Below are 21790 nucleotides of genomic sequence, written 5' to 3' on the forward strand. Positions count from 1 at the left end.
TTTTTTATGAGCTATATATACCTAGTCCACACAGCCTTGGTGATTAGTCTTTAAAATTCATAGGCTAAACTCAAACGAACATCACGCCCTGCGGCGGGTATCCCATCGGAGAGAAACGGCACCACTTGCAGATCCGTAAGATTTTTTACCATCAAACGCACACTTAATCCCTTTAAGATGGCTTGAGGTTCATAGGCGAGATACACATTCTGTAGGAAATAATTCTCGCTTGGCGACTCGGCATTAAAGATATCACCGTGGGGAACATTGGTTTGCGCATCATACCAAGCGCCCTGCCAAGCAATAGAAATGTCATCTGTGATATACATGCCTAAACGCAAACGAATATCGAGCGGGGCTATGTTAGCTAAATATTCATCGTCATCTTGGCTGTCTCTGAGTGACCCATTGTGTTGACCTTGCAGCCATGAAACCGCCAGATCACTGAACACGTCTTGATAGCGATATTGGGCTTCAAAATCGGCACCGTAAATATGGTAACCATCAAGATTTGTATAACCACTTTGAATTAACTGGGTTTTATCAGACTTAGCTCCGCGGCGCTGGGCAATATCATCACGACCTAAATTGGCAAACAGGGTGATTTGCGTCGACAAAGCATCCTCATTGGCAAGTACATGCTGATGCTGCGTCATTAGGCCTAATTTGAAGGCATGTAAGCGTTCGACATCAATGTCGCGACTCGTGCCGGTAATGCTGGCTTTAGCGTATTGCACGGCATAAATCTCATCCACCACAGGGGCTTGCAAGCTATAAGCGTAATCAAAGTTTAACCGAGCGTGATTTGTCAGTTGATAATCTATGCCTAATCTTGGTGAGAACCCCGAATGATGGGTCGAGCTATAATCATGGCCAGCAGCAATATCATTGTAATCTGGTGCAATATTTGGTCGACCTATGCTGTAGATAAAGTCATATCGCAGCGAGGGAGTCACAGTTAAGTCATTAGTAAGATGAATTGCATCGCGAATATAGGCTGCATAGGTATCTTGACGGCCTTCGGGTTGGTAGTAAGGTGTGTACCAGCCAAAGTTTTTCTCGGGATTTGTTTCATAACTTTTGTTGAACACTAACGAAGTGCGGTCGAGACTACGGTACTGTAATCCTGTGGTGATCTCGTGGTCGCCAATCAAACTCAAGTTGTTAATATCAATGTAATCACGTTTGTAATCTAGCCAAGATTCGTGGCCGAAGTTGCCGACGGAAACCGTCATTTTCTCCCACGCAATATCGGGTCTTACCCAGTGACGCGCATTCGCCGAATGGGAGATCACCACTTGGGTATCAATCAGCGGATTGCTCGGCGAATAACGATAATTGGCAGACCAAGTGTTGTCTTCATAGGTGTTATAGGCGGTTGTGGCATACAGCGCCTGCTCGTAGGAGCCGTACTTTTTGATGTTGTAGTCTGAAATTGCAGGCATAGGGCCACGGCGATTGGCCCAAGGTTTGCGGCCCTCATCGAGATAATGGGTCACGCTCAAGGCCAGTTGGTGATCGCCCTGCGCGTAATCCATCTTACCTAGGTAGTTATTTTGCTCATAACCTGAATATTCAAACTCTTCACCATTGGCTAAAGTGACATCCCCCGCATCGCGACGCGTAAGATGCAGCAAGCCAGATAGATGTGAATTCACGCGGCCATAAACTGTCCCCGTATAACCCATAGCGTCATTATTGCTGGCGTAGCTGGTTTTGGCTCGCGCGCCAAGTGATTGATCATAGTTAAGAAAATCATCGGCCGATTTAGTGACCACATACATGGCACCACCAAAACCGCCATTGCCCGAGCGCACATCATGGGCACCTTTAATCACTTCCACTCGCTTGATGAGATCAGGATCGAGGAAAAATGATCCGTAACGATACTGCTCAAATCCCACCGGAGCATTATCCACATAAACGTTAAAATCTTCCGTCTCGCCAAAGCCCCAAATATTAATCCGCTCACCGCCACTGCGGGTACCGCCATCGATATGCGCCCCCGCCATATCATCGATCACTTCGGCGAAAGTTGTCGCCTGCATCTCCTCGATTTGTTCCATGGAAATAATCGCTTCACCGGGTTTAGCGACTGTGATGGCCCTGCGATATTGCTGCCCATGAACCTGCAGGATCTCAATCGGCTCAACCTTAGGCTCGCCCAATACCTCAGCGGCGTACAACGGCATTGAGGGCAATATACATAATCCCATAAGCGACAGATTTCTATTCGCTTTCCACTTATCACACTTAGGCAGGCAACCCATTCAACGTCATCCTATTAACAAACCAATCTAAAAATAGGGCGGCATTATAGGCACTAACGAACAAGATAAGAATAGTTCTCACTTAGCTTTACGTGTAAATAACCGACTTATTGAAAACAAGGTAGAAGCGGCACAATGCAAAAATTTAAGTGAAGATCTTGCCGAAGGATGGCAGTATTGACACCCAACTTGGCAGTCTTAACTATCGTGTTTTAACTATCGTGAGTAAGAACGGGCAGGCGATATGGAAGGATATGTCAGCAACTCACCTTGCTCCTCAATCGGCATTAATACTGCTTGTGCTCGGTTTATCTGCATTAATAAGGTTCCCTGATAATGGCCACTCTAACAACTAAAATCCCCATCGCGACTGGTGCAACATTCAGCACGGCGAGCCTGCAATTTTTAAATCAACTGGCACAAAACAACTCCCGCGACTGGTTTAAAGCCCATCAGGCGGAATACGAAGAAACAGTGCGAACGCCTGCACTGCAGTTTATCGAGCAAATGCAGCCCAGTATTCTCGCCCTCTCGCCTCGGCTGACTGCAGTACCAAAAAAAGTCGGCGGCAGCCTGATGCGTCCCCAGCGAGACAGCCGTTTTAGCAAAGATAAAACGCCCTATAAAACCAATGTTGGCATTCAATTTCGCCATTTTCAGGGCAAAGACGTGCATGCGCCGGGACTGTATCTACATATTGCCGAAGATGGCTGTTTTATTGCCGCAGGGATTTGGCACCCAGAATCGAAAGCCTTAAATGCCATTCGCACTTGCATCGATGAGAATCCCAACGGCTATAAAAAGGCGCTACAAACCTTACAAAGTCATGGATTTAATATGGATGGCGATAGCTTAACTCGACCACCAAAGGGATTTGATAAAAACCACCCTATGCTGATAGAGCTAAAACGAAAAGATTTTATCGCAGTTAAAAATATCGCCTTTGAGGAACTCTGCCGCCCAGATGCAGCCAGTTTTTGTGCCGAGCAGTTTGCACGCTGCACTCAACTGATGGCCTATCTGTGTTTTGCGCTGGACTTGGACTTTTAGAAATAGCTTTTAAAAATAAACTTTTAAAAAATAGATTTCTAAAAAACATGGCCTAGGCAAAAACCTAGGCCAATCAAACTATGTCATTTGCAGTTATGCCGTCTGATTAGCACTCAAACTACGTAAATAGTCTTGCAATACAACAAACGCATTGTCTAACAACTCATATTCGCCCGCCTTGCCTAACACTCTAATCCCTTGTAATTGCAGCACTAAAAAAGCAGCAACTTGATGTGGTTGCACATGGGCTAATAGCTCTCCACGCGCTTGGCAAACTTGTAACACTTGGATGAATGAGGTCTGTAATCGACAAAATAATCGCTGACATTCCTGCAGCACACTTTCATCGTTAAGGCTCTTTTCGAGCACGGCATTTTGCATAAAACAGCCATACTTTTGCTCCCTCTGCAAAGCAACAAAGCGCGCTAAATAAGCTTCTATTTCAGCTAAGCCCGCTTTTTCATGCAGCAAAGTATCTGAAGCGCCAAAAGAATAATGATCAAGGTAGAAACTGAGGCACTCGCGGTAAAGATTCTGCTTGTCGCCGAAGCTGTTATAGAGACTAAATCGATTAATGCCTAAATGGCCGACGAGATCGGAAATCGAGGTTTCGGCAAAGCCCTTTTGCCAAAAAAGCTCCATCGCCAATATGAGTTTTTCTTGCCGATCAAAATTACAACTCCGTGCCATAGCCTGCGACCTAATCTCTTGAATACGCGTTCACGTTCAGCTTCACCATTCCTCTTTGCTACAGAAAGTTGAGGGGTAAATCATTCTTGACTGTTCGTTTAGATATGGCGTAAATTCTAACCTAACCGAACGTTCAGAAAAAGCCTTATGTGCCCAAATCGAGCATAAAGCACTGATAAAAACTACAGGACTTTAGATGAAACTCTACGAATTAGCTCCGACTCCCAGCGCACGCCGCGTCAGTATTTTTCTTGCGGAAAAAGGCATAGAAGTGCCAAGAGTGAACGTCGATATCCGCGGAGGAGAAAATTTAAGCGCTGAGTTTAAAGCCAAAAGTGCAAATGGCCGCATTCCACTGCTCGAACTCGATGATGGCAGCTACCTGTGTGAATCTGTTGCCATTTGCCGCTATTTAGACGAAATCCACCCGAGTGAGCGTTCACTGTTTGGTAATACACCGCTTGAGCGCGCCAAAGTAGAAATGTGGCAACGCATCATAGAGTTACAAGGATTAATGGTCGGGTTTCAAGCCTTTCGTAATTTAAGCGGTGTCTATAAAGACAGGGAAAATTGTGTCGAGTCTTGGGGCGCAGAATCACGCCAAAGGGTCATTGACTTCCTACCAACCTTAGACCAACAATTGAGCAAGTCACCCTTTGTGGCAGGCGATGCATTCAGCATTGCCGATATTTCGGCTTACGTTTTTATCAGTTTTATTAAAAATTTAGACATCGAAGTGACTGATAACTTGCCGCATCTCAAGGCTTGGTTCAACACTATGGCGCAGCGTCCTGCCATAGTATCGTTAACCCCTAAAAAATAGCGGCGCTAATGCCTGATGATGAATATTCATGGGCACTAAAGTGAGTAGCTATAAGCGTTATAACCTAAAGGAATCATCATGATAGATTTATACACAGCCGCGACCCCTAACGGTTTTAAAATTTCCATCGCACTGGAAGAAATGGGACTTGAATATCGCGTCCACAAATTAGATTTCAGCACCAATGAGCAAAAACAGCCCGAGTTTATTGCCATCAATCCCAATGGTCGCATTCCCGCCATTATCGACCGCGATAACGCGGATTTTGTGGTATTCGAATCGGGTGCGATTCTGCTGTATCTCGCCGAAAAAACAGGTAAATTCCTGCCAGCCGATCCTAAAAAACGCTCGCAGGTGATCCAATGGTTAATGTTCCAAATGAGCGGCGTCGGCCCCATGATGGGACAAGCCAACGTATTCTTTAGGTACTTCCCTGAAAAAATCCCCGCAGCCATTGACCGTTACCAAAAAGAAGGTCGACGTTTATTCGAGGTTATGAATACTCAACTAGCTACAAATCAATACCTTGCTGGTGACGAATACACGATTGCCGACATCGCAACTTGGCCTTGGGTGCGGATCCACGAGTGGAGCGGCATCAATATGGAAGGTCTGACCCATTTGCAACGTTGGTTAGATGAGTTAGCACTCAGACCCGCGTGCCAAAAAGGCATAATCACGCCGCCACCTGTGGAAATGAGTGATGAAGAACGGGCTAAGCAAATCCAAAAGATGGTGACGAAATAGTCATCTGCTAAGCGGTCATTGCGCGAATAGCCTGCAAATAACCCTTTGGTACTGAATACACCATGAGTCTCAGTGACTCAACCACAAAAAGCCCCGCAAGTTGATGCTACTTTGGGGCTTTTTTTCTGCCTGTTATCGGGCAAAACTGCTACACTCTGCGCCACTTATTTTTCCCCTCTGTTACAGTTATGCCTCCTACATAAGGCGCAGCCACAGAGAGCATAATTCAGGCTAAATTTATGGGTAATCCAAGCAGCTTCTCTTCCGATAAGGCATCTAACTCAAACACATCGTCAGCGTTAAATACAGAGGCGAGCACCCCAGCGCAAAAACGTGCGCTCAGTTACGCCAGTACAATTAAGCAGTTATTCGATGAAATTCAAAGCAGTAAAATGCCCGCCGACCGTATTTTGGCAAACTACTTTAGAGAACATAAAAAACACGGCTCGAAGGATCGTAAAGTCATTCGTGAATCCTTATTTAGTCTATTTCGCTGGTGGGGTTGGTTTCAGCGATTAGGCGATCAGCAAGAATCTGCCGTTTATTTTGCCAGCCTAAGTGCCAGTGCGTTATTGGAAGCCCATGCTTGGCAAGATATCGCCACTGCTTGGCATGAGTTATCGCAGTCACCTATCGATTATCAGCAGGCTCAAGCACTTGCCGTTAAAAGCCTCGACGACAAACTCACGCTAATGCAGCATTTATTTCCCGCGGCTGAGTTTAAACCACAGGACTTATTACCCGAGTGGTTCTGGCAACGGTGCCCTGTAGATGCGGCGCAGCAAGCGCAATTAATTGAGGCTATGTCCAGTCGCCCACCGATTTGGGGCCGCGCACAGGGGATCACGAGTCAAGATGCGGCGACACAACTGCAAGCGCTCGGTATCGATGCTAGTTATGGTCATTACTTTAACGATGCCATTAACCTTGGCAGCAAGAGTATGAATCTTAATGAAATCGCCCTGTATAAAGACGGCAACATTGAGATCCAAGATTTGGCTTCACAGGTTATAGGGCAAATTTGCGCGCCAGAACCCAATGCCCATTGGTGGGATGCCTGCAGTGGTGCTGGCGGCAAAACCCTGCAGTTGCGGTCTTTGATGCTGACCAAGGCTGCTGATAATCAAACACCCTCCACGGGCAGCATTATATCGTCAGATATTCGCTCCAATGCCCTAGAAGAACTGACTAAACGCGCCCAAAGAGCTCACTTTAACGGCATTAGCGTGGCCCGTTGGAAGAGTGATGCCCTGCCGGTACCAGCGGATCATTTCGACGGTGTGTTAGTCGATGCCCCATGCAGTTGTACTGGCACTTGGCGACGTAATCCTGATATGCGTTGGTTGGATGGTGTTGAAGCCGTGGCCGATAAAGCCGCGTTACAGCTCGATATTTTAAGCCGCAGTAGCCGCGCAGTTAAAGCGAGCGGCATCCTCGTTTACGCCACATGTTCCTTGTCGCCGCTCGAGAACCAAGACGTGGTGACGGCGTTTTTACAGCAACATCCAGAGTTCACGCTCACGCCGATACGCCATCCTTTTACGGGTGAACAAACAGAAATGTTGACCGTTTGGCCCTTTGAAGCTAATAGTGATGGTATGTTTGTCGCGCGTATGCTGCGCGTCAAGTAACACTAACTCATTATTTTGTATCAAAACTTGGCGCCTTTCATTCTGGGTGCCAGTTTCAATCATATAATATAATTTCTGATGATAATTACACTTATCCTTTAATTATCATAAGGATAACCAACAAACTCCCCATTAAAATCTCAGATACGGCCATTTCAGTGGCAAGATATAGCCTTTGGACAAAACTTTTCACCATCAGTGATGAAATATTTCGCTTTAGCTTCATCTCTCCTTTGGGTAAAAAGATCGGGTGCTGCGAATGGCACAGGTATTTTTGGAATTTTGACCATGTCACACTCCTATGAATTTGACGACGATGATGCGCCATGGGGCGATAACGTCAAAGGTAAGCAAAAGAATAAACGCGTGAAACAGCGCCGCAGAGATACTAAGCGACGTTACTCGGACGATAATACAGAGGTGGATTTCTACCAAAATAAATCGAAGTAACTAAATCTAAGTACCTTTGCTCTCACGGGTTTGTTTTACAAATTCGTTCTGTGCTAAACCTGCCAAATCTGAGCAAGTTGGATAATATCCAACTTGCTACTCAACCCCGTTATCCCCTCTCAAATACTTAATCATTCCAGTGTAAAATCAATGGGCTTAATTGCTTATTTGCCCTATGCTTTTTGGGCTATAACTCCCAAATCATTGGACTTACACTGAAATTTAAGGATGAACGCCATGGAAAAACAGCGCCCCGACTTTATTTATCCCCAAGGCAGTATGTTGATGCACTCGCCCTTAGTGCTAAATAAAGCCGATATGTACGGTTTTTTTCTTAAGGGGAAACAGGAAAACCTGCAACGCTCTATCGATAAAACCCTGAATCAAGTTGCCGGCAGCGCAATGTATTTTAAGGTGCTGTCTCCCTACGTACTGACAACCTTCACTCAAATTGAAAAAGCCTATTCCGCTTATCCAGAGGACAGAGCTAAGGGCTGGATCCAAGAAACGGACATCATCACTTGGGTCATGGTCGGGCGCCAAGATAGCAGCGACAGTAAACAAATCAGCCAAGTGTATTTTCAGCCGCTACACATTTGGGTGAACGATGCCATGGCCTTAATTAATGGCAGAGAACTCTTTGGTTATCCTAAGTATTTATGTGAATACACTATGCCAGCGGTTGGCGAGCCTCTGACGCGATTATCCCTTGAGACCAAAAGTTTTTTACATTTCTCACCCGAAACCGAACTTGCCCTGCATCCATTAATTGAAGTGAATTGCGATGCCAAACCCGAGGCACAGCTTTCAACCCTTGAAGCAATAGCTCAAACTTGGCAACTCTTTAAAGAACAAACCGATTTTATTCCAGAACTTGACCAGCTTGGCGAAGAGCAGCTATTTCATCTGTTATTTAAACCCGCTATCGATCAAGTATTTCTAAAACAGTTCCCCGACTCGTCAGGGCAAAAAGCTATTTATCAAGCCATCGTTGCCGCGCCAGCCCAAGTGAATAAAGTGCACAGTGTTGCTCTGCTAAAAAATGATTTTGTCGCGACCATTTTTGATAATGCCAGCTTCCCGTTAAAAGATACGCTCGGGGTCGAGATTGGTGAGCAGCACGTTTTACTCCCTTACCATGTGAACTTCGATTTTGAAGTGCCGCCCGGCGAGGTATTAGTCGATAACTCCGAAATCAAAAAACAGAAAATAGCCATTCTCGGTGGCGGTGTCGCGGCAATGACAGCAGCCTGTTATCTAACCGATAAACCCGGCTGGCAGAATCAATATGAGATTGATGTCTATCAACTCGGCTGGCGTATCGGTGGTAAAGGGGCAAGTGGCCGCAATGCCGCTATGGGGCAACGCATCGAAGAACATGGTTTACACATCTGGTTTGGTTTCTATCAAAACGCGTTTGCCTTAATGCGCAAAGCGTATGAGGAATTGGATAGGCCAGCAAACGCGCCGCTTGCGACTTTTTTTGATGCCTTTAAACCCCATAACTTCATCGTCTTACAGGAAGAAGTTGATGGCCGTTCTGTAAGTTGGCCAATCACTTTCCCAATGTTACCAGGCATCCCAGGTGATGGCACCGAAACCCTCACCTTCTGGAAAGTCGTTAAAGTCGCCTTTGCGTGGATCAAAGAATGGCTCAAAGACATGGATGACCTGCTCGATGCAGATGAAAATGCCATGGGAACACCTAAAAACTGGCTCGATAGCAGCTGGTTTGAACGCTTAAAAGATAAGTTAGAGGATTCGGTCGAAGATGCCAAAGAATCACTCGACGCGCTCGGTGATAAGCTTGAATGCCATTTTAATCAAATGATTGGCCGCGAGTGCGATGAGCATGTACACAGTGAAAGTGACGATGGTTTTGTAGAATCGGCCGTCGATGCCCTGCATCAAAGACTCGTGAAACGTTTTAGCGGACATTTAGATAATAATGACGAACTACGCCACTTATATATAGCCGCCGATCTGGGGCTCACGATCCTCAAGGGCATGTTTGCCGACGATGTGTTTGAAAAAGGTTTCGATGCCATCAATGGTTATGATTACCGCGAATGGTTAACCAAACACGGCGCCAGTCTTAAGTACACAGTCGACAGCGCCCCCGTGCGTGGTTTTTACGACTTAGTGTTTGCCTATGAGAAAGGCAACTTCGACAAACCTAATGTCGAAGCGGGCACAATTATCCGCGCTATGCTGCGTATTGCACTGTGCTATCAAGGTGGCGTGATGTGGAAAATGCAGGCGGGTATGGGTGATGTTGTGTTTACACCTTTTTACGAAGTGCTCAAACACCGCGGAGTCAACTTCCACTACTTCAATCGCATCGATAATCTCGAATGCCGTAATCAAAGCGTTCAAGCGATTGAGATCACTGAACAAGTAGCTCTGGCACCGACTGTCACAAACTATGATCCTTTGGTCGATGTTAAAGGTCTCGCTTGCTGGCCAAGTACGCCCAATTATGAGCAACTTGAGCCTGAACAAGCGGCACTGCTTAAAGCCCATAATATCAATCTTGAACACTTCTGGAGCGATTGGGACAGCGTGTATGAAACTCACTTTGGCAAAGCCCTGCCGAAAAAGCGTTTAGTCAAAGGCGTAGATTTTGACAAAGTGATCTTCGGTCTATCCATAGGTTCTGTGCCCCATGTGGCGAGTGAAGTCATGGCACAAAGCCCAGCCCTCACACTTTGCGTTGATAAGGTGCAAACTGTCGCCACTCAAGCCTATCAACTGTGGATGAACCAAGATCTGAATGGGATAGGCTGGCCTAATTACTCTGAAGATGGCGAGGAACCCGTATTATCGGGCTTCACCGAACCCTTCGATACTTGGGCATCGATGAACCAACTACTAGACAAAGAAGATTGGCGCGGCTTAGAACCTAAAAATGCCAGTTACTTTTGCTCGGCATTGCCTGTCGAGGCCTATCCACCAAGCTCGGATGTAGATTTCCAACAACGGAAAACCTTAGAAGCAAAAGCGGGCGCTATCCATCAACTCAATACCGAAATCCATAAACTTTGGCAAAATGTCGGTGATAGCTTCCCTTGGGAATGGTTACACGATGAACAAGACCGCCAAGGTGTTGTCCGCTTCGATAGCCAATATTGGCGCGCAAATGTAGACCCATCCGAGCGTTATGTCTTATCGGTTAAAGACAGCTCGCAGTATCGCATCACGACAGATGGCACAGGGATAGACAACCTGTATATGACGGGCGATTGGATAAAGACAGGCCTTAATGCGGGCTGCGTCGAAGCGGCGACGATGGCGGGAATGCACACTTCAAAAGCGATATCGGGTCATCCTGCGGTGATTAAGGGCGAAAAAGACTTCTAAGCTCGTCCTTAAATCTAGCTAAGTCGCAAACTTGGACACTGTTTAGTCCAAGCAAGATGAAGCTAATAAATCTAAGATAAAAACATAAACGGCGCAGATAAATTCTGCGCCGTTTATGTTTTCTAATGCTCTACTTAAACCATTACTTTAAGTTTTTCAATAACTAGCTTAAATGTAGCCTCACATCGACACCGCGAGTATCTGCATACTCTTGACGACGCTTATCCATACGCGATTGATATAAGTGAGTGTCAGCAGAACGCAACCACTCATGGGGATCTGCGACCTCAGTGTTTAACGACATCCCAAAACTACACTGGCAATCTTTAAAACCATGGCTTGCTAATTCTTCACCTAAGCCACTCAAAGCACTCTGTAATAACTGGATACCAGCAGAAGGCGTCACAATCACAAACTCGTCACCACTAATACGATAAACCTTCATGTGCGCTAAGTCTGTTGCTTGCAATAACTGCACTATCAACAGCAATAATCTATCGCCTTCTTGATGGCCGAGTGTTTCATTGACACTTTTCAGACTATCGATATTCAATAGTGCTAACGCCATCGGTTGCACGACTTTATCGGCAAATCCTAATTGTGAGTTCATATATTCGTCAAAAGCATAACGATTACCGACTCGCGTTAATCCATCTAAACGTGCCTTTTCCCATGCAATCGCTAACTCTTCAATATGCGCCTTACGTTCCTCAGCAAGTAATTTCAGCTTATTCGCTAACGCTAAGGACAGCAGCAACGCATCGGCCGTGCCGCCCATCAGTGTCGCCAGCTCAGCATGTTCGATAAAATCAGGGGTTAACCCCATATTTCCGGGTAAAATAATCACCGCAGGCAACAGCAAGCAAGTAAAGGCAAGAATAAAATAACGCGCAGGAGCAAAGCCTTTCATCAAGCACACATTACCGCAAGTAATCGCTAAAGCAATCCATAGCATAATCAGTACAGAAGCAATAATTGCCGTATAGGATAACAACCAAATACTGGTCGGCAGAGCCACAATGCAGGCAAACATTAAATACTGACTAAGACGCCACAGCCGCGGAGAGTAACTAGGTAACTGCAGGAAGTGCTTGTAAAACATGATATTAAAAATGGGCAAACTGATGAAAAACAGATGATGCAACTCGAGGTAATGGAAATTAAATAAGTGTGCAGGCAAATGGAAAGTCAGTGCCCAGCCACCAAAATAGGCAAATACGTAAAGACCATAGTAGAGAAACGCTTTATCAAGAATAGAGATATAAATCAAAATATTATATAAAGCGATAAACAATAATCCGCCTAAACACAGCAGCACTGCCATTGCGAGACGGTCAGACATAAGTTGATGATCCGCCACACTTTGCAATGCTATCTCAGGGGGAGATGAGTAATAACGGCTACTCAGCTTCACCACCAACCAATAATCCGTGCCCATATTCAAGGTGACCTTACGGCCATAATCGAATAAAAACTGGTATGGAGCAGTGTAGCCACTGTGGGCATGTTGTACGCTGCCGTCACTGCCGAGTATCCAATAGTCTACGGATTCAATAATCGAATTACTTGCATCCACTACCCAGTTTGATTGACGTTGATTGACCATCACAGGTGTAATCATCCAATAATCGCCACCGGTTAAGCTGACCGAACTAGCTTCGTCGAGTTGTCCCATCCAATGGGGCACGGTTTCAAACCGATCAGGAGGCTGTTGATCCGCTTTAGCATGGAACAAATACGGGGAGTCCAACGCAATTTCAGCGCTTAATACAGAGGGACTTAATGTCCACAAGAAAAGTAAAAAACACCAAAATAGAGTTTGTTTAAGTTTGTTCATCGGCTTATTTAGTTAAAGGGCCATAGATCATTTTTACAGCGATGAAGAAAATGCTAATGCTGTCAATCTTAGTCGATAGTTGGATTTGTAGGTTAACTTTATGGCTACATTTAGTTTTTTACAATCAGTTAAGCTAAATTAGTCGGATATACCATGCCTTATGATGCTATTTTAGTCTCAAAGTCCAAACTGCGGCATGAAATTCAAGATACACCTTAATACTGACTTATTTTTGCTGGGATCCTATGCAGCCTCTATTGATGATTTTAGCCGCACAACTACTGATTGCCAGCGGTAACGTATTGGTTAAGTTGCTTGAAACCAATGTGCCTGTTTTTCAACTGGTGCTCTACAGGCAATTATTTGCCACTCTGCTTGTACTGCCTTTTGTGTGGCACTTACAGGGTAATCTTAAACTCAGTCCTTTTTACAAAGTGCATATCGCCCGCGCGCTATTGATTGGACTGGGCAACGCCATTTTTATGCTTGCTATTCTGCATCTTCCGCTCGCAACAGTAACAGCAGTGATTTATACCTCACCCTTGTTACTGCTAGTACAATCGGCCATTTTTTTAAATGAACGTATTGGTTATCGACGCACGGTCGCTGGTCTTATCGGCTTTAGCGGCATTTTGCTTATCAGCCAACCAACAGAATTTAACCTGTATATAGGTTTAGCCTTTTTCGGTGCCATGACATCAGCATTGAATAGTTTGATTTTAAAGGCCTATTCGACCCATGAACATCCTTTTTCCATGCCCTTTTGGTCTAATGCCTTTGCGATGATATTTCTGATACCTGCGACCTTGTACGAAGGCGCCGAATTTAGTTTACCAGTGGCGCAAGTGGGGCTGACTTTGGGACTATTTTACATTGCCATGACCTATCTCATCATCCATGCCTATCGACGTGCCGATGCGAGCCAAATGGCACCAGTAGAATATACAGGATTGATTTTTGCAGCCTTGTTAGGCTGGTGGATACTCGATGAAGAACTCAGCCTAGTGATTTTAATCGGGATTGGATTGGTCATTTTCTCATCCATATTACCAAGCTACAGTGAGCTAAAGGCGAAATGGAAAAGCCGGCGAAGTTAACCTCGCCGGCTCTTTAATTCGACATCTCGATCGCAATACAGCTAAATCAATATGCCTTGTGCTTAGAAACGGAATTTACCGCCAATATACACACCATCTTCGAAAGTAAAATTGCGGGCATCATCGTATTCGAAGGCAATCTTGCGGTAACCAACATAAAGTGCCATGTTTGGCGTTATACGGTATTGCACTTTTGAGTCTAATTCATAATGACCATCAACATTGCCAAATGACAATACAGACGGTGCATAATAAGCCGCAGCGTGCAGTGAAATATTGGGTCCCATTGATAGTGCATAACGACCACCAACAGAAACAGCACTGCCATTGGGTGAATAGTCAGACCAAAGCTGGCTTAACTGAGCACCGACCTCAAAGTGATGCACACCCGCATCATGGGTCATGTGCATTGCACCTTGAGCGATATGGCCGCCTTCATCCGCATAGATATAACCCAAAACCGCGTTAGTATCTTTGTTCAATTGCAGTTCTAACTCAGTTGAAACCACATCATTGTTCAACCCAAGATTAAATTCTGACGCATTCACTTGCAGCGCTGCTGCACTCAATAATAAGACACTTGCTACTCTGAACTTAGCCATAAAAAAACACCTCAATAATGACTGTGGGTAATAGCCGCGGATCATACCGAATAAATAAAGAAAATCAGCCTATTTGCGTATAAAGAGGGATTATTTGCGAGGAATATACAAATGTAAAACAAGATAAAAACACATTAAGATCTAAGTCCTTTCACTTACAACACAATTAGACCACAGGGGTACGATCGCCAACTAAAGACTGCATTATCGCTTCAACATCGACATTAACGCTTAAAGCTAAGTAATACCAACCCACAGTATTTCCTGTGCCACGGATACTCAAATAATTACGCCAAAACTGAAAACCTGCCTTCAATAAATTAGCTTGACTCGACGTATTCTCGGCGCGAATAGTGGCGTATAAAATCGACATTCCTAGGGCCTTTGCCACCTCAATCCGTTTATGAGTTAACCCTTGTGCTATGCCTTGACGTCGATAATGGGGCGACACCACCAGATAACCCAGTTCACCGACAGTGCCTTTATCGACAGTGCCTTTACCAGCTTTTATCGCGGCGCAACCGACTATCTCACCCTCGATAGTTTTCGCTAAGATCACCGCACGGGAATGGAAAAAGACCTGATGATCCAACGGATGAGCATTATCATCACGCCCATCAATTAATTGTGCCGCCAGCGCTAATTCTTCCGGCTTTTTACCTATAACAAACTGAATGTTATTCATATCCAGATTAAACCGTTAATGTTCCCAACATACGGTGAATGCACACCAAATTGCCGTGCATTCATCTTCCAAACTCACCCAAGAACCTACGCTACAGATATAACAACGTCGCCATACCTAAGAAAGTAAAGAAACCCACCACATCGGTCACAGTCGTTAAGATCACTGAACCCGATAACGCCGCATCTTGATTAAACTTCTGCAACACCATAGGCACTATCACCCCAGCAATAGCGGCAACGGCCATATTAATCAATATCGCACAGCCAATCACTATACCTATCGTCGCTTCACCGAACCACCAGCCAGAGACTAAACCTATCACTATCGCCCACAAAAATCCGTTAACTATGCCAATGCCGAGTTCGTTTTTCATTAGCGAAAACAAGTTACCCGCCGAAATCTGTCCCATGGCCATGCCACGGATCATTAGCGTTAGAGACTGGCTCCCCGCGATACCGCCCATAGAAGCGACAATCGGCATCAACACAGCTAATGCGACCACTTGCGATAGGACATTTTCAAATAAACCAATGGTCGCTGAGGCAAGGAAAGCCGTCAGTAAATTGATCCCAAGCCATACTGCACGGCGCTGAGCACCTTTCATAATAGGGGCGAACAAGTCGTCGGATTCATCCATACCCGCTGTTGCCATCAACTGCGCCTCATAATGCTCACGCACTAATGCCGTTGCGGTTCGTAGCGTCACTCGGCCGATTAACTCTCCGGACTCATCAATCACAGGCAATTCAATTTCGCGGCTGTGCTCTATCGCTTCGGCCGCTTCCAAAAGACTCGTATCGGCGGATAACGCACGGCAGTCCTCAGACAAAAGTGAAATCAATAACTCATCGGGATTATGTTTAAAAATATCATAACGACGAACAGTACCTTGATACTTATCCAGATCATCAACGATAAACAAATTGTCGTTACAATCGAGCTCTATACGGCGAAAGAAGCGCTGCGCTTGAGCAACTGTCGCCTTATCACTGAGCACCAACATTTGATGATCGGTATAACGGCCGATTTCATTCTCAGAGTATTGATCATAAAGTTCGAATCGTTGTCGTTGACGCTCCCCCATCTGAGCCAAGGCACGATCGGTAAAACTTTCAGGGAGATAATCACTCCACTCAATTAAATCTTCTGGGCTTAATTGCGCAAATAACAGATCCACTTCATTGTCAGGCATCCGCTTCAGGATCCCCATGCGCGGATCGGCACGCATTAAGCTCAACACTGTCACTCGGTCAGCAAATTCAACTTGCTGCCAACGCTCGTAACGCTCATCCAAGGGCAAGGATTCAAGCGCTAAGGCTATGGTTCCAGGTTCTGAGTCATTCAGAATTTCACTAAACACTTCAGCCTGTTCTTCGCCTTCAACTTCAGTGAGTTGTTGAACTACTTGCCCCACATCCGCTTGCATGTTTGTTTCGTATTCTGCGTCATTTTCTATCACACAGATGCCCTTTTCTTTAGCCACAAAATTGCTGTAACTATATTGATAATTAAGTAAATTAGCAAACCCACAAAAATAAATTGCGCGCAATTATATTGCTGAAAATTATTTTAAGGTTTATGCTGTTTGGCTAAGATCCTACGGAGGTGAACATGACTACGAATATATACAGCCAATCAGCAACAGACATTCAAGGCAACGCGGTAAGCTTAGAGCAGTATCGGGGCAAAGTACTCTTAATCGTCAACACCGCCAGTGAATGTGGATTTACACCGCAATACAAGGGATTAGAAACGCTATATCAAGAATACAAAGATAAAGGATTAGTGATTTTGGGCTTTCCTTGCAATCAATTTGGCGCCCAAGAAAAAGCCGATGAACAAGGCATTCAAGCCTTTTGTGAATTGAATTTTGGCGTGACGTTTCCGCTATTTTCTAAAATAGAAGTGAATGGCGAACATACCCATCCACTTTATCAATACCTTAAGAAAGCCGCTCCCGGCGTATTAGGCACTCAAGGTATTAAATGGAATTTCACTAAATTTTTAGTTAATCGCCAAGGCGAAGCAATCGAAAGATTTGCATCAACGACCAAACCCGAAGCATTAGAAAGTAAAATTGCTGCTTTGCTAAAATAATTTAATCACTATCTATTTGAAATCTTACAGTTTATAAAAATTTAGATTTATTTTAAATTTTTTATGGAACTTTAACCGTACAAGGCCCCTCAAATGTATTGAACAGTGAATGTCTTTTTCATGTTCATCATCTCCCTGGGGCTTCTAGCGCAGTCCCCTTGACCTAGGAATAGGTCATTAGGCAACCATTAGGTTGCCTTTTTTTATCCCATCATTTTATATGTAAAACAAATGTAACAACTAAGTATGAGCACTCAATATCTCTCAAAAACTTTTTTTATCTTTTTCTGATATCGGTGAACTTAATTAAAAATGGCGACTCTGAGTATAGGTAAGGATTAACGGATAAGATTAAATGCACCTTGAGAATGAAATATGTGAAGTCGCAGTTTCATACACTCAAATGACACAGTTTCTGTTTTATCGCATTGAGTCAAATTGGTTGGTCGTTCATCATCATCTCCCTTTTGGGGCACAATAGAAAACACGCTAGCGCACTGAATTCTATTTGTATCCCGCACTGATTTCCTTGTGGCAACCTTAGGTTGCCATTTTTTTTGCTCAAATTTCAACAAGCGCTAACGCTAGCTCATAGATTAATAAATCTGGCATACGTTTAATTTTTTATCCACATGATTTTAATGTAAAAAAATGTAAAACTTAAGTGTAAGCACTCAGTATTCCCCAGAAAATCTTTTTGAAACTTTTTGGGATTTTTTTCTGATATCAGTGAACTTAATTAAAAATGGCGACTCTGAGTATAGGTAAGGATTAACGGATAAGATTAAATGCACCTTGAGAATGAAATATGTGAAGTCGCAGTTTCATGCACTCAAATGACACAGTTTCTGTTTTATCGCATTGAGTCGAATTAGTTGGTCGTTCATCATCTCCCTTTTGGGACACAATAGAAAACACGCTAGCGCATTGAATTCTATTTGTATCCCACACTGATTTCTTTGTGGCAACCCATAGGTTGCCATTTTTTTTACCTAAATTTCTATAAGCTGAGTGATTTGTCCAATTGAACTTGAATCGAAGGATGGTAGCCTGCACGCGCCTTTGTATAGATGTCTTTTAATTCAGAGTGATATCCCGCAATTTGTAACTCAGCATAGAGTGGCCGCACAAATTTACCGCGTCCAATACGCACTAAATAGGCACTTAATGCCGGCAACACAGGATCATAATGATTACGAATCGCGACTCGAAACCAATCACAGGCAATTTCTGCATTAGTCGATTGGGTTAATTGGAAGGTTTCATCCAGATCCATCAATTGAACTTGACTAACAACTTCAGGTAATTGGGTCAGAAAATATTGCCAATGGTGCACTCGCCAATCTTTAACGCTTAACCGACCCGCTGCTGTTCCCTGTAGAAAAAACGCCAGCGCATCATCGACTTTATCTAAACTCATAGATGTTGGTCCGCAATAGCCCTTAGGTAAGCCTTCACCATAAATCCACGTTAATAGTTCAGCTTCAGTGATTTTATCTGCGTGTAATTGCAATAAAGTTTGTTTTGCGTACTCGACAAACACTTCGGTGGTAATGGCTTTAAACGCAAAATGATTCACGTAAGTGAGTAAAAATTTATCAAACTCTACTCGCCCTAGCCTACGCTCTAAATCATGGACAAACATCGAAGCCTTATCATAAGTAAAACGATTAAAGGCAAGATTAGGATCGTCCTGCTGCACATTAGCGGGTAAAGTTTGCTTATCCTTAGGCAAAGATGCTATTTCTTCTTTTAAGCGACCAAACTCTATTACCCATTCTAATTCTGCCTGTTCTTTGCCGTAGACAGCCTCGACAATACGGTTAGTAAAATAGGTCGTGAAACCTTCGTTTAACCAGAGATCACGCCAAGTCGCATTACTGACCAAATTGCCCGTCCAAGAATGCGCTAACTCATGGGCAACGGTTGACACTAAGCTTTTATCACCAGCAATGAGTGTGGGCGTTAAAAAGGCTAAACGCGGATTTTCCATTCCACCGAATGGGAAACTCGGCGGCAAGATAATCATGTCATAGCGGCCCCATACGTAAGGACCTAACAATGACTCGGCAACGTCGAGCATGTGCTCAGTATCTTCAAACTCTTTTGTGGCGGCCACTAACATGCTCGGCTCGGTATACACGCCGCATCTTGGACCTATCGCTTGAAAGGCAATATCACCCACAGCCAAGGCCATTAAATGGGTCGGAATAGGCTGTTCCATCTCAAAGTGAAACACACCATTAAGTGGCGTATCGGGATGATTCATCGCGCTCATAACGGCACGCATGCCTTTGGGCACTTGCACCTTAGCATCAAAAGTGATCCGCGCCTTAGGCGTATCTTGTAATGGGACCCAACTGCGGGCATTGATCGGTTGCGATTGACTAAAGAGGTAAGGTAACTGTTTACCCGCGGTTTGCTCAGGCGCTAGCCACTGTAATCCTTGGGCGGACGGCGAGGTTTGATAGTGAATACAAACCTGCTTGCAAGGAGATTCTGGTAAAGTGATACACAATTTTTGCCCGAGTATGGGATCAGCTTCATTAAGCACAAAGTCGAGCGGTGCTTCATCCATTTCTGTTAATGCATTCACCCCCTCTATAGCATTAAAACAAGTCACAGCGAGTATGGTTAGATCTCGACTATCAAGCCAAAGCTCTGTTACATCACACTCAAGAAAATCCAAGGACAGCGTCGCTTTAGCGAAAAGACGCTGCGCGTCAAAATCCACCATGACATCCAAAGAGACATGGGTCACTTGCACTTGTTCGGTATTCGCAAAAGAATGGTAATCTCGGGTTAAATCCCAAGGGGCTACATCAGCTAATGTACTCTTAGTTGGTTGCAACACTGTCGCCTCGATATTCAAGTTTTGAGCGGTATGTTCTAAATAGTGAGTTATGAGTTACCTTGCTGTGTTGACGGGCTTGATAACTTATCACTAATCATTAGAAGGTATTATCGACTGCAAATTTACTCAGAGGCAAATCGTAACTGAGCTCTAGAGCTCCTTAGGAACAAGTTTTTTGTAACAGTTCATCTTTGGGTGTAGGTACCGAGTTTGCAATAAGCTATCTCTAGCTTGCTGGATTTATCGGTAGTCACAGTAGAAGCAGCTAAAATTGAGACGTGCAAACTTGGCAAAAATCGAGTCAGCCTCTTTTTATAAAAACAAAATGCAAAATTATTTAAAATATTTCGCACTTTCCCTGAACTAATTTGATGATGCTGAGTCAGATATTATGAACCGAATCTTTGTAATGAGTTTCTTCGTTCATCATCATTCTCCTTTAGATGGTTTCTAGCGCGACCGTCCCAAGATTCCGAATTGGAATTTACAGCAACCTACTTAGGTTGCTTTTTTTATGTCTTTAATTTGTTCTAAATTCGACATCATCACACATTTAAAACCACAAAAACAAAAAGGACCTCCTGAGAGGTCCTTGATTAACAAGCCGTTTGGCTTACAAGCGAATACCTACTTGCTCTAAATCTTTAGCAACTACGCTATTAGGCACTGGCACATAACCGTCTTTTTCTACCACTTGCTGACCTTGCTTAGACAACACATAACGCAGGAATTCTTTTTCCATTGGTGCTAAGTCTTTGTTTGGTTGCTTGTTCACGTAAACGTATAAGTAACGTGATAGTGGGTAAGTACCATTAGCCGCGTTTTCAGCTGTAGCTTCGATAAACTCATTGCCTTTCTTAGCGATGGCAACAGCTTTAACACCTGCAGTTTTGTAACCGATACCTGAGTAGCCAATCGCATTCAGAGATTGAGAAACAGATTGCACAACAGAAGCTGAACCAGGTTGCTCGTTTACGTTAGCTTTAAAGTCACCTTTACAAAGCGCGTGCTCTTTAAAGTAACCGTAAGTGCCCGATACTGAGTTGCGACCGTAAAGTTGAACGTCTTTGGCAGACCAGTTACCGTCTAAGCCTAAATCGCCCCAACGTTGGATGTCACTGCTACCACATTTGTGAGTTGAAGAAAAAATGCCATCAACTTGCTCAACGCTTAAGCCTTTGATTGGGTTATCTTTGTGCACGAATACGGCTAAAGCATCGATAGCTACACGAATCGCAGTTGGCTTATAACCAAAATGCTTTTCGAACGCTTCAACTTCATTAGGCTTCATCTTACGGCTCATAGGACCGAACTGTGAAGTGCCTTCAGTCAACGCTGGTGGCGCAGTAGAAGAACCCGCCGCTTGGATCTGAATGTTGACGTTAGGGTACATTTGTTTAAATTCTTCTGCCCAAAGTGTCATCATGTTGGCTAAGGTATCTGACCCTACAGATGATAAGTTGCCAGATACACCGCTCGCTTTTTCATAAGTAGGCAAAGATGGATCAATCGATGCCATCGCAGTGGCAGAGAATACACCAGCGGCTGTTAGAGTAATCGCGCCGACAAGCTTTTTCAGTTTCATTATGTGCTC

General features: G+C 44.3%; 16 protein-coding genes. 8 read left to right on the plus strand and 8 right to left on the minus strand.

Annotated elements, in window-relative coordinates:
* Positions 1 to 50 precede the first annotated feature (50 nt).
* Positions 51 to 2270 carry a TonB-dependent receptor domain-containing protein gene (locus AAA952_RS01155; RefSeq protein ID WP_338253654.1) on the minus strand — a complete coding sequence of 740 codons (2220 nt, stop codon included), beginning with the start codon at positions 2268 to 2270 and terminating at the stop codon, positions 51 to 53.
* A 336-nt stretch (positions 2271 to 2606) separates the two neighbouring features.
* Here AAA952_RS01155 and AAA952_RS01160 point away from each other — a divergent pair, with 336 nt between their 5' ends.
* The gene (locus tag AAA952_RS01160; protein ID WP_338253656.1) at positions 2607 to 3320 is read left to right on the plus strand and encodes a DUF2461 domain-containing protein; all 714 of its coding nucleotides are present in this window, start codon (positions 2607 to 2609) and stop codon (positions 3318 to 3320) included.
* Between the two features lie 93 nt (positions 3321 to 3413).
* Here the strand turns inward: AAA952_RS01160 and AAA952_RS01165 are convergent, their stop codons facing one another.
* Positions 3414 to 4010, minus strand: coding sequence for a TetR/AcrR family transcriptional regulator (locus AAA952_RS01165; RefSeq protein WP_263165757.1), 597 nt, complete (start codon positions 4008 to 4010; stop codon positions 3414 to 3416).
* A gap of 196 nt (positions 4011 to 4206) precedes the next feature.
* On the opposite strand from AAA952_RS01165, the gene AAA952_RS01170 reads away from it, so the two are divergent.
* From AAA952_RS01170 to AAA952_RS01190, 5 genes are all read left to right on the plus strand, one after another.
* Positions 4207 to 4833 (plus strand): glutathione S-transferase family protein, encoded by a 627-nt coding sequence (locus AAA952_RS01170; RefSeq protein ID WP_113941047.1) that lies wholly within the window; start codon positions 4207 to 4209, stop codon positions 4831 to 4833.
* A gap of 78 nt (positions 4834 to 4911) precedes the next feature.
* Complete coding sequence (locus AAA952_RS01175) at positions 4912 to 5580, plus strand: glutathione S-transferase family protein (RefSeq protein WP_113941046.1); 669 nt, start codon at positions 4912 to 4914, stop codon at positions 5578 to 5580.
* 239 nt (positions 5581 to 5819) lie between these two features.
* Positions 5820 to 7211, plus strand: coding sequence for an RsmB/NOP family class I SAM-dependent RNA methyltransferase (locus AAA952_RS01180; protein WP_338253661.1), 1392 nt, complete (start codon positions 5820 to 5822; stop codon positions 7209 to 7211).
* A gap of 288 nt (positions 7212 to 7499) precedes the next feature.
* Complete coding sequence (locus AAA952_RS01185) at positions 7500 to 7661, plus strand: hypothetical protein (protein WP_006080915.1); 162 nt, start codon at positions 7500 to 7502, stop codon at positions 7659 to 7661.
* 237 nt (positions 7662 to 7898) lie between these two features.
* On the plus strand, positions 7899 to 11021 hold the full coding sequence (locus AAA952_RS01190) for an NAD(P)-binding protein (RefSeq protein ID WP_338253665.1): 3123 nt from the start codon (positions 7899 to 7901) through the stop codon (positions 11019 to 11021).
* A 163-nt stretch (positions 11022 to 11184) separates the two neighbouring features.
* Here the strand turns inward: AAA952_RS01190 and AAA952_RS01195 are convergent, their stop codons facing one another.
* On the minus strand, positions 11185 to 12858 hold the full coding sequence (locus AAA952_RS01195; protein WP_338253667.1) for a diguanylate cyclase: 1674 nt from the start codon (positions 12856 to 12858) through the stop codon (positions 11185 to 11187).
* Positions 12859 to 13103: 245 nt separating this feature from the next.
* Between AAA952_RS01195 and AAA952_RS01200 the strand changes: the two genes are divergently transcribed.
* Positions 13104 to 13955: a DMT family transporter gene (locus AAA952_RS01200; RefSeq protein WP_338253670.1), complete on the plus strand. Its 852-nt coding sequence runs from the start codon at positions 13104 to 13106 to the stop codon at positions 13953 to 13955.
* 62 nt (positions 13956 to 14017) lie between these two features.
* On the opposite strand, the gene AAA952_RS01205 is transcribed toward AAA952_RS01200, so the two are convergent.
* The 3 genes from AAA952_RS01205 to AAA952_RS01215 form a co-directional block, all read right to left on the minus strand.
* Positions 14018 to 14557 (minus strand): YfaZ family outer membrane protein, encoded by a 540-nt coding sequence (locus AAA952_RS01205; RefSeq protein ID WP_028760670.1) that lies wholly within the window; start codon positions 14555 to 14557, stop codon positions 14018 to 14020.
* Positions 14558 to 14723: 166 nt separating this feature from the next.
* On the minus strand, positions 14724 to 15242 hold the full coding sequence (locus tag AAA952_RS01210) for a GNAT family N-acetyltransferase (protein ID WP_338253674.1): 519 nt from the start codon (positions 15240 to 15242) through the stop codon (positions 14724 to 14726).
* 91 nt (positions 15243 to 15333) lie between these two features.
* Positions 15334 to 16704 (minus strand): magnesium transporter, encoded by a 1371-nt coding sequence (locus AAA952_RS01215; protein ID WP_028760672.1) that lies wholly within the window; start codon positions 16702 to 16704, stop codon positions 15334 to 15336.
* Positions 16705 to 16856: 152 nt separating this feature from the next.
* On the opposite strand from AAA952_RS01215, the gene AAA952_RS01220 reads away from it, so the two are divergent.
* Positions 16857 to 17342, plus strand: a complete 486-nt coding sequence (locus AAA952_RS01220) for a glutathione peroxidase (RefSeq protein WP_028760673.1) — start codon at positions 16857 to 16859, stop codon at positions 17340 to 17342.
* 1000 nt (positions 17343 to 18342) lie between these two features.
* On the opposite strand, the gene AAA952_RS01225 is transcribed toward AAA952_RS01220, so the two are convergent.
* Complete coding sequence (locus tag AAA952_RS01225) at positions 18343 to 20196, minus strand: M1 family metallopeptidase (RefSeq protein ID WP_338253677.1); 1854 nt, start codon at positions 20194 to 20196, stop codon at positions 18343 to 18345.
* 613 nt (positions 20197 to 20809) lie between these two features.
* A complete protein-coding gene (locus AAA952_RS01230) occupies positions 20810 to 21781 on the minus strand; it encodes a PstS family phosphate ABC transporter substrate-binding protein (protein WP_113941039.1) in 972 nt (323 codons plus the stop codon).
* Between the last annotated feature and the right edge of the window lie 9 nt (positions 21782 to 21790).

Source organism: Shewanella sp. M-Br, from assembly GCF_036245925.1.
Lineage (GTDB): Bacteria > Pseudomonadota > Gammaproteobacteria > Enterobacterales > Shewanellaceae > Shewanella > Shewanella oncorhynchi.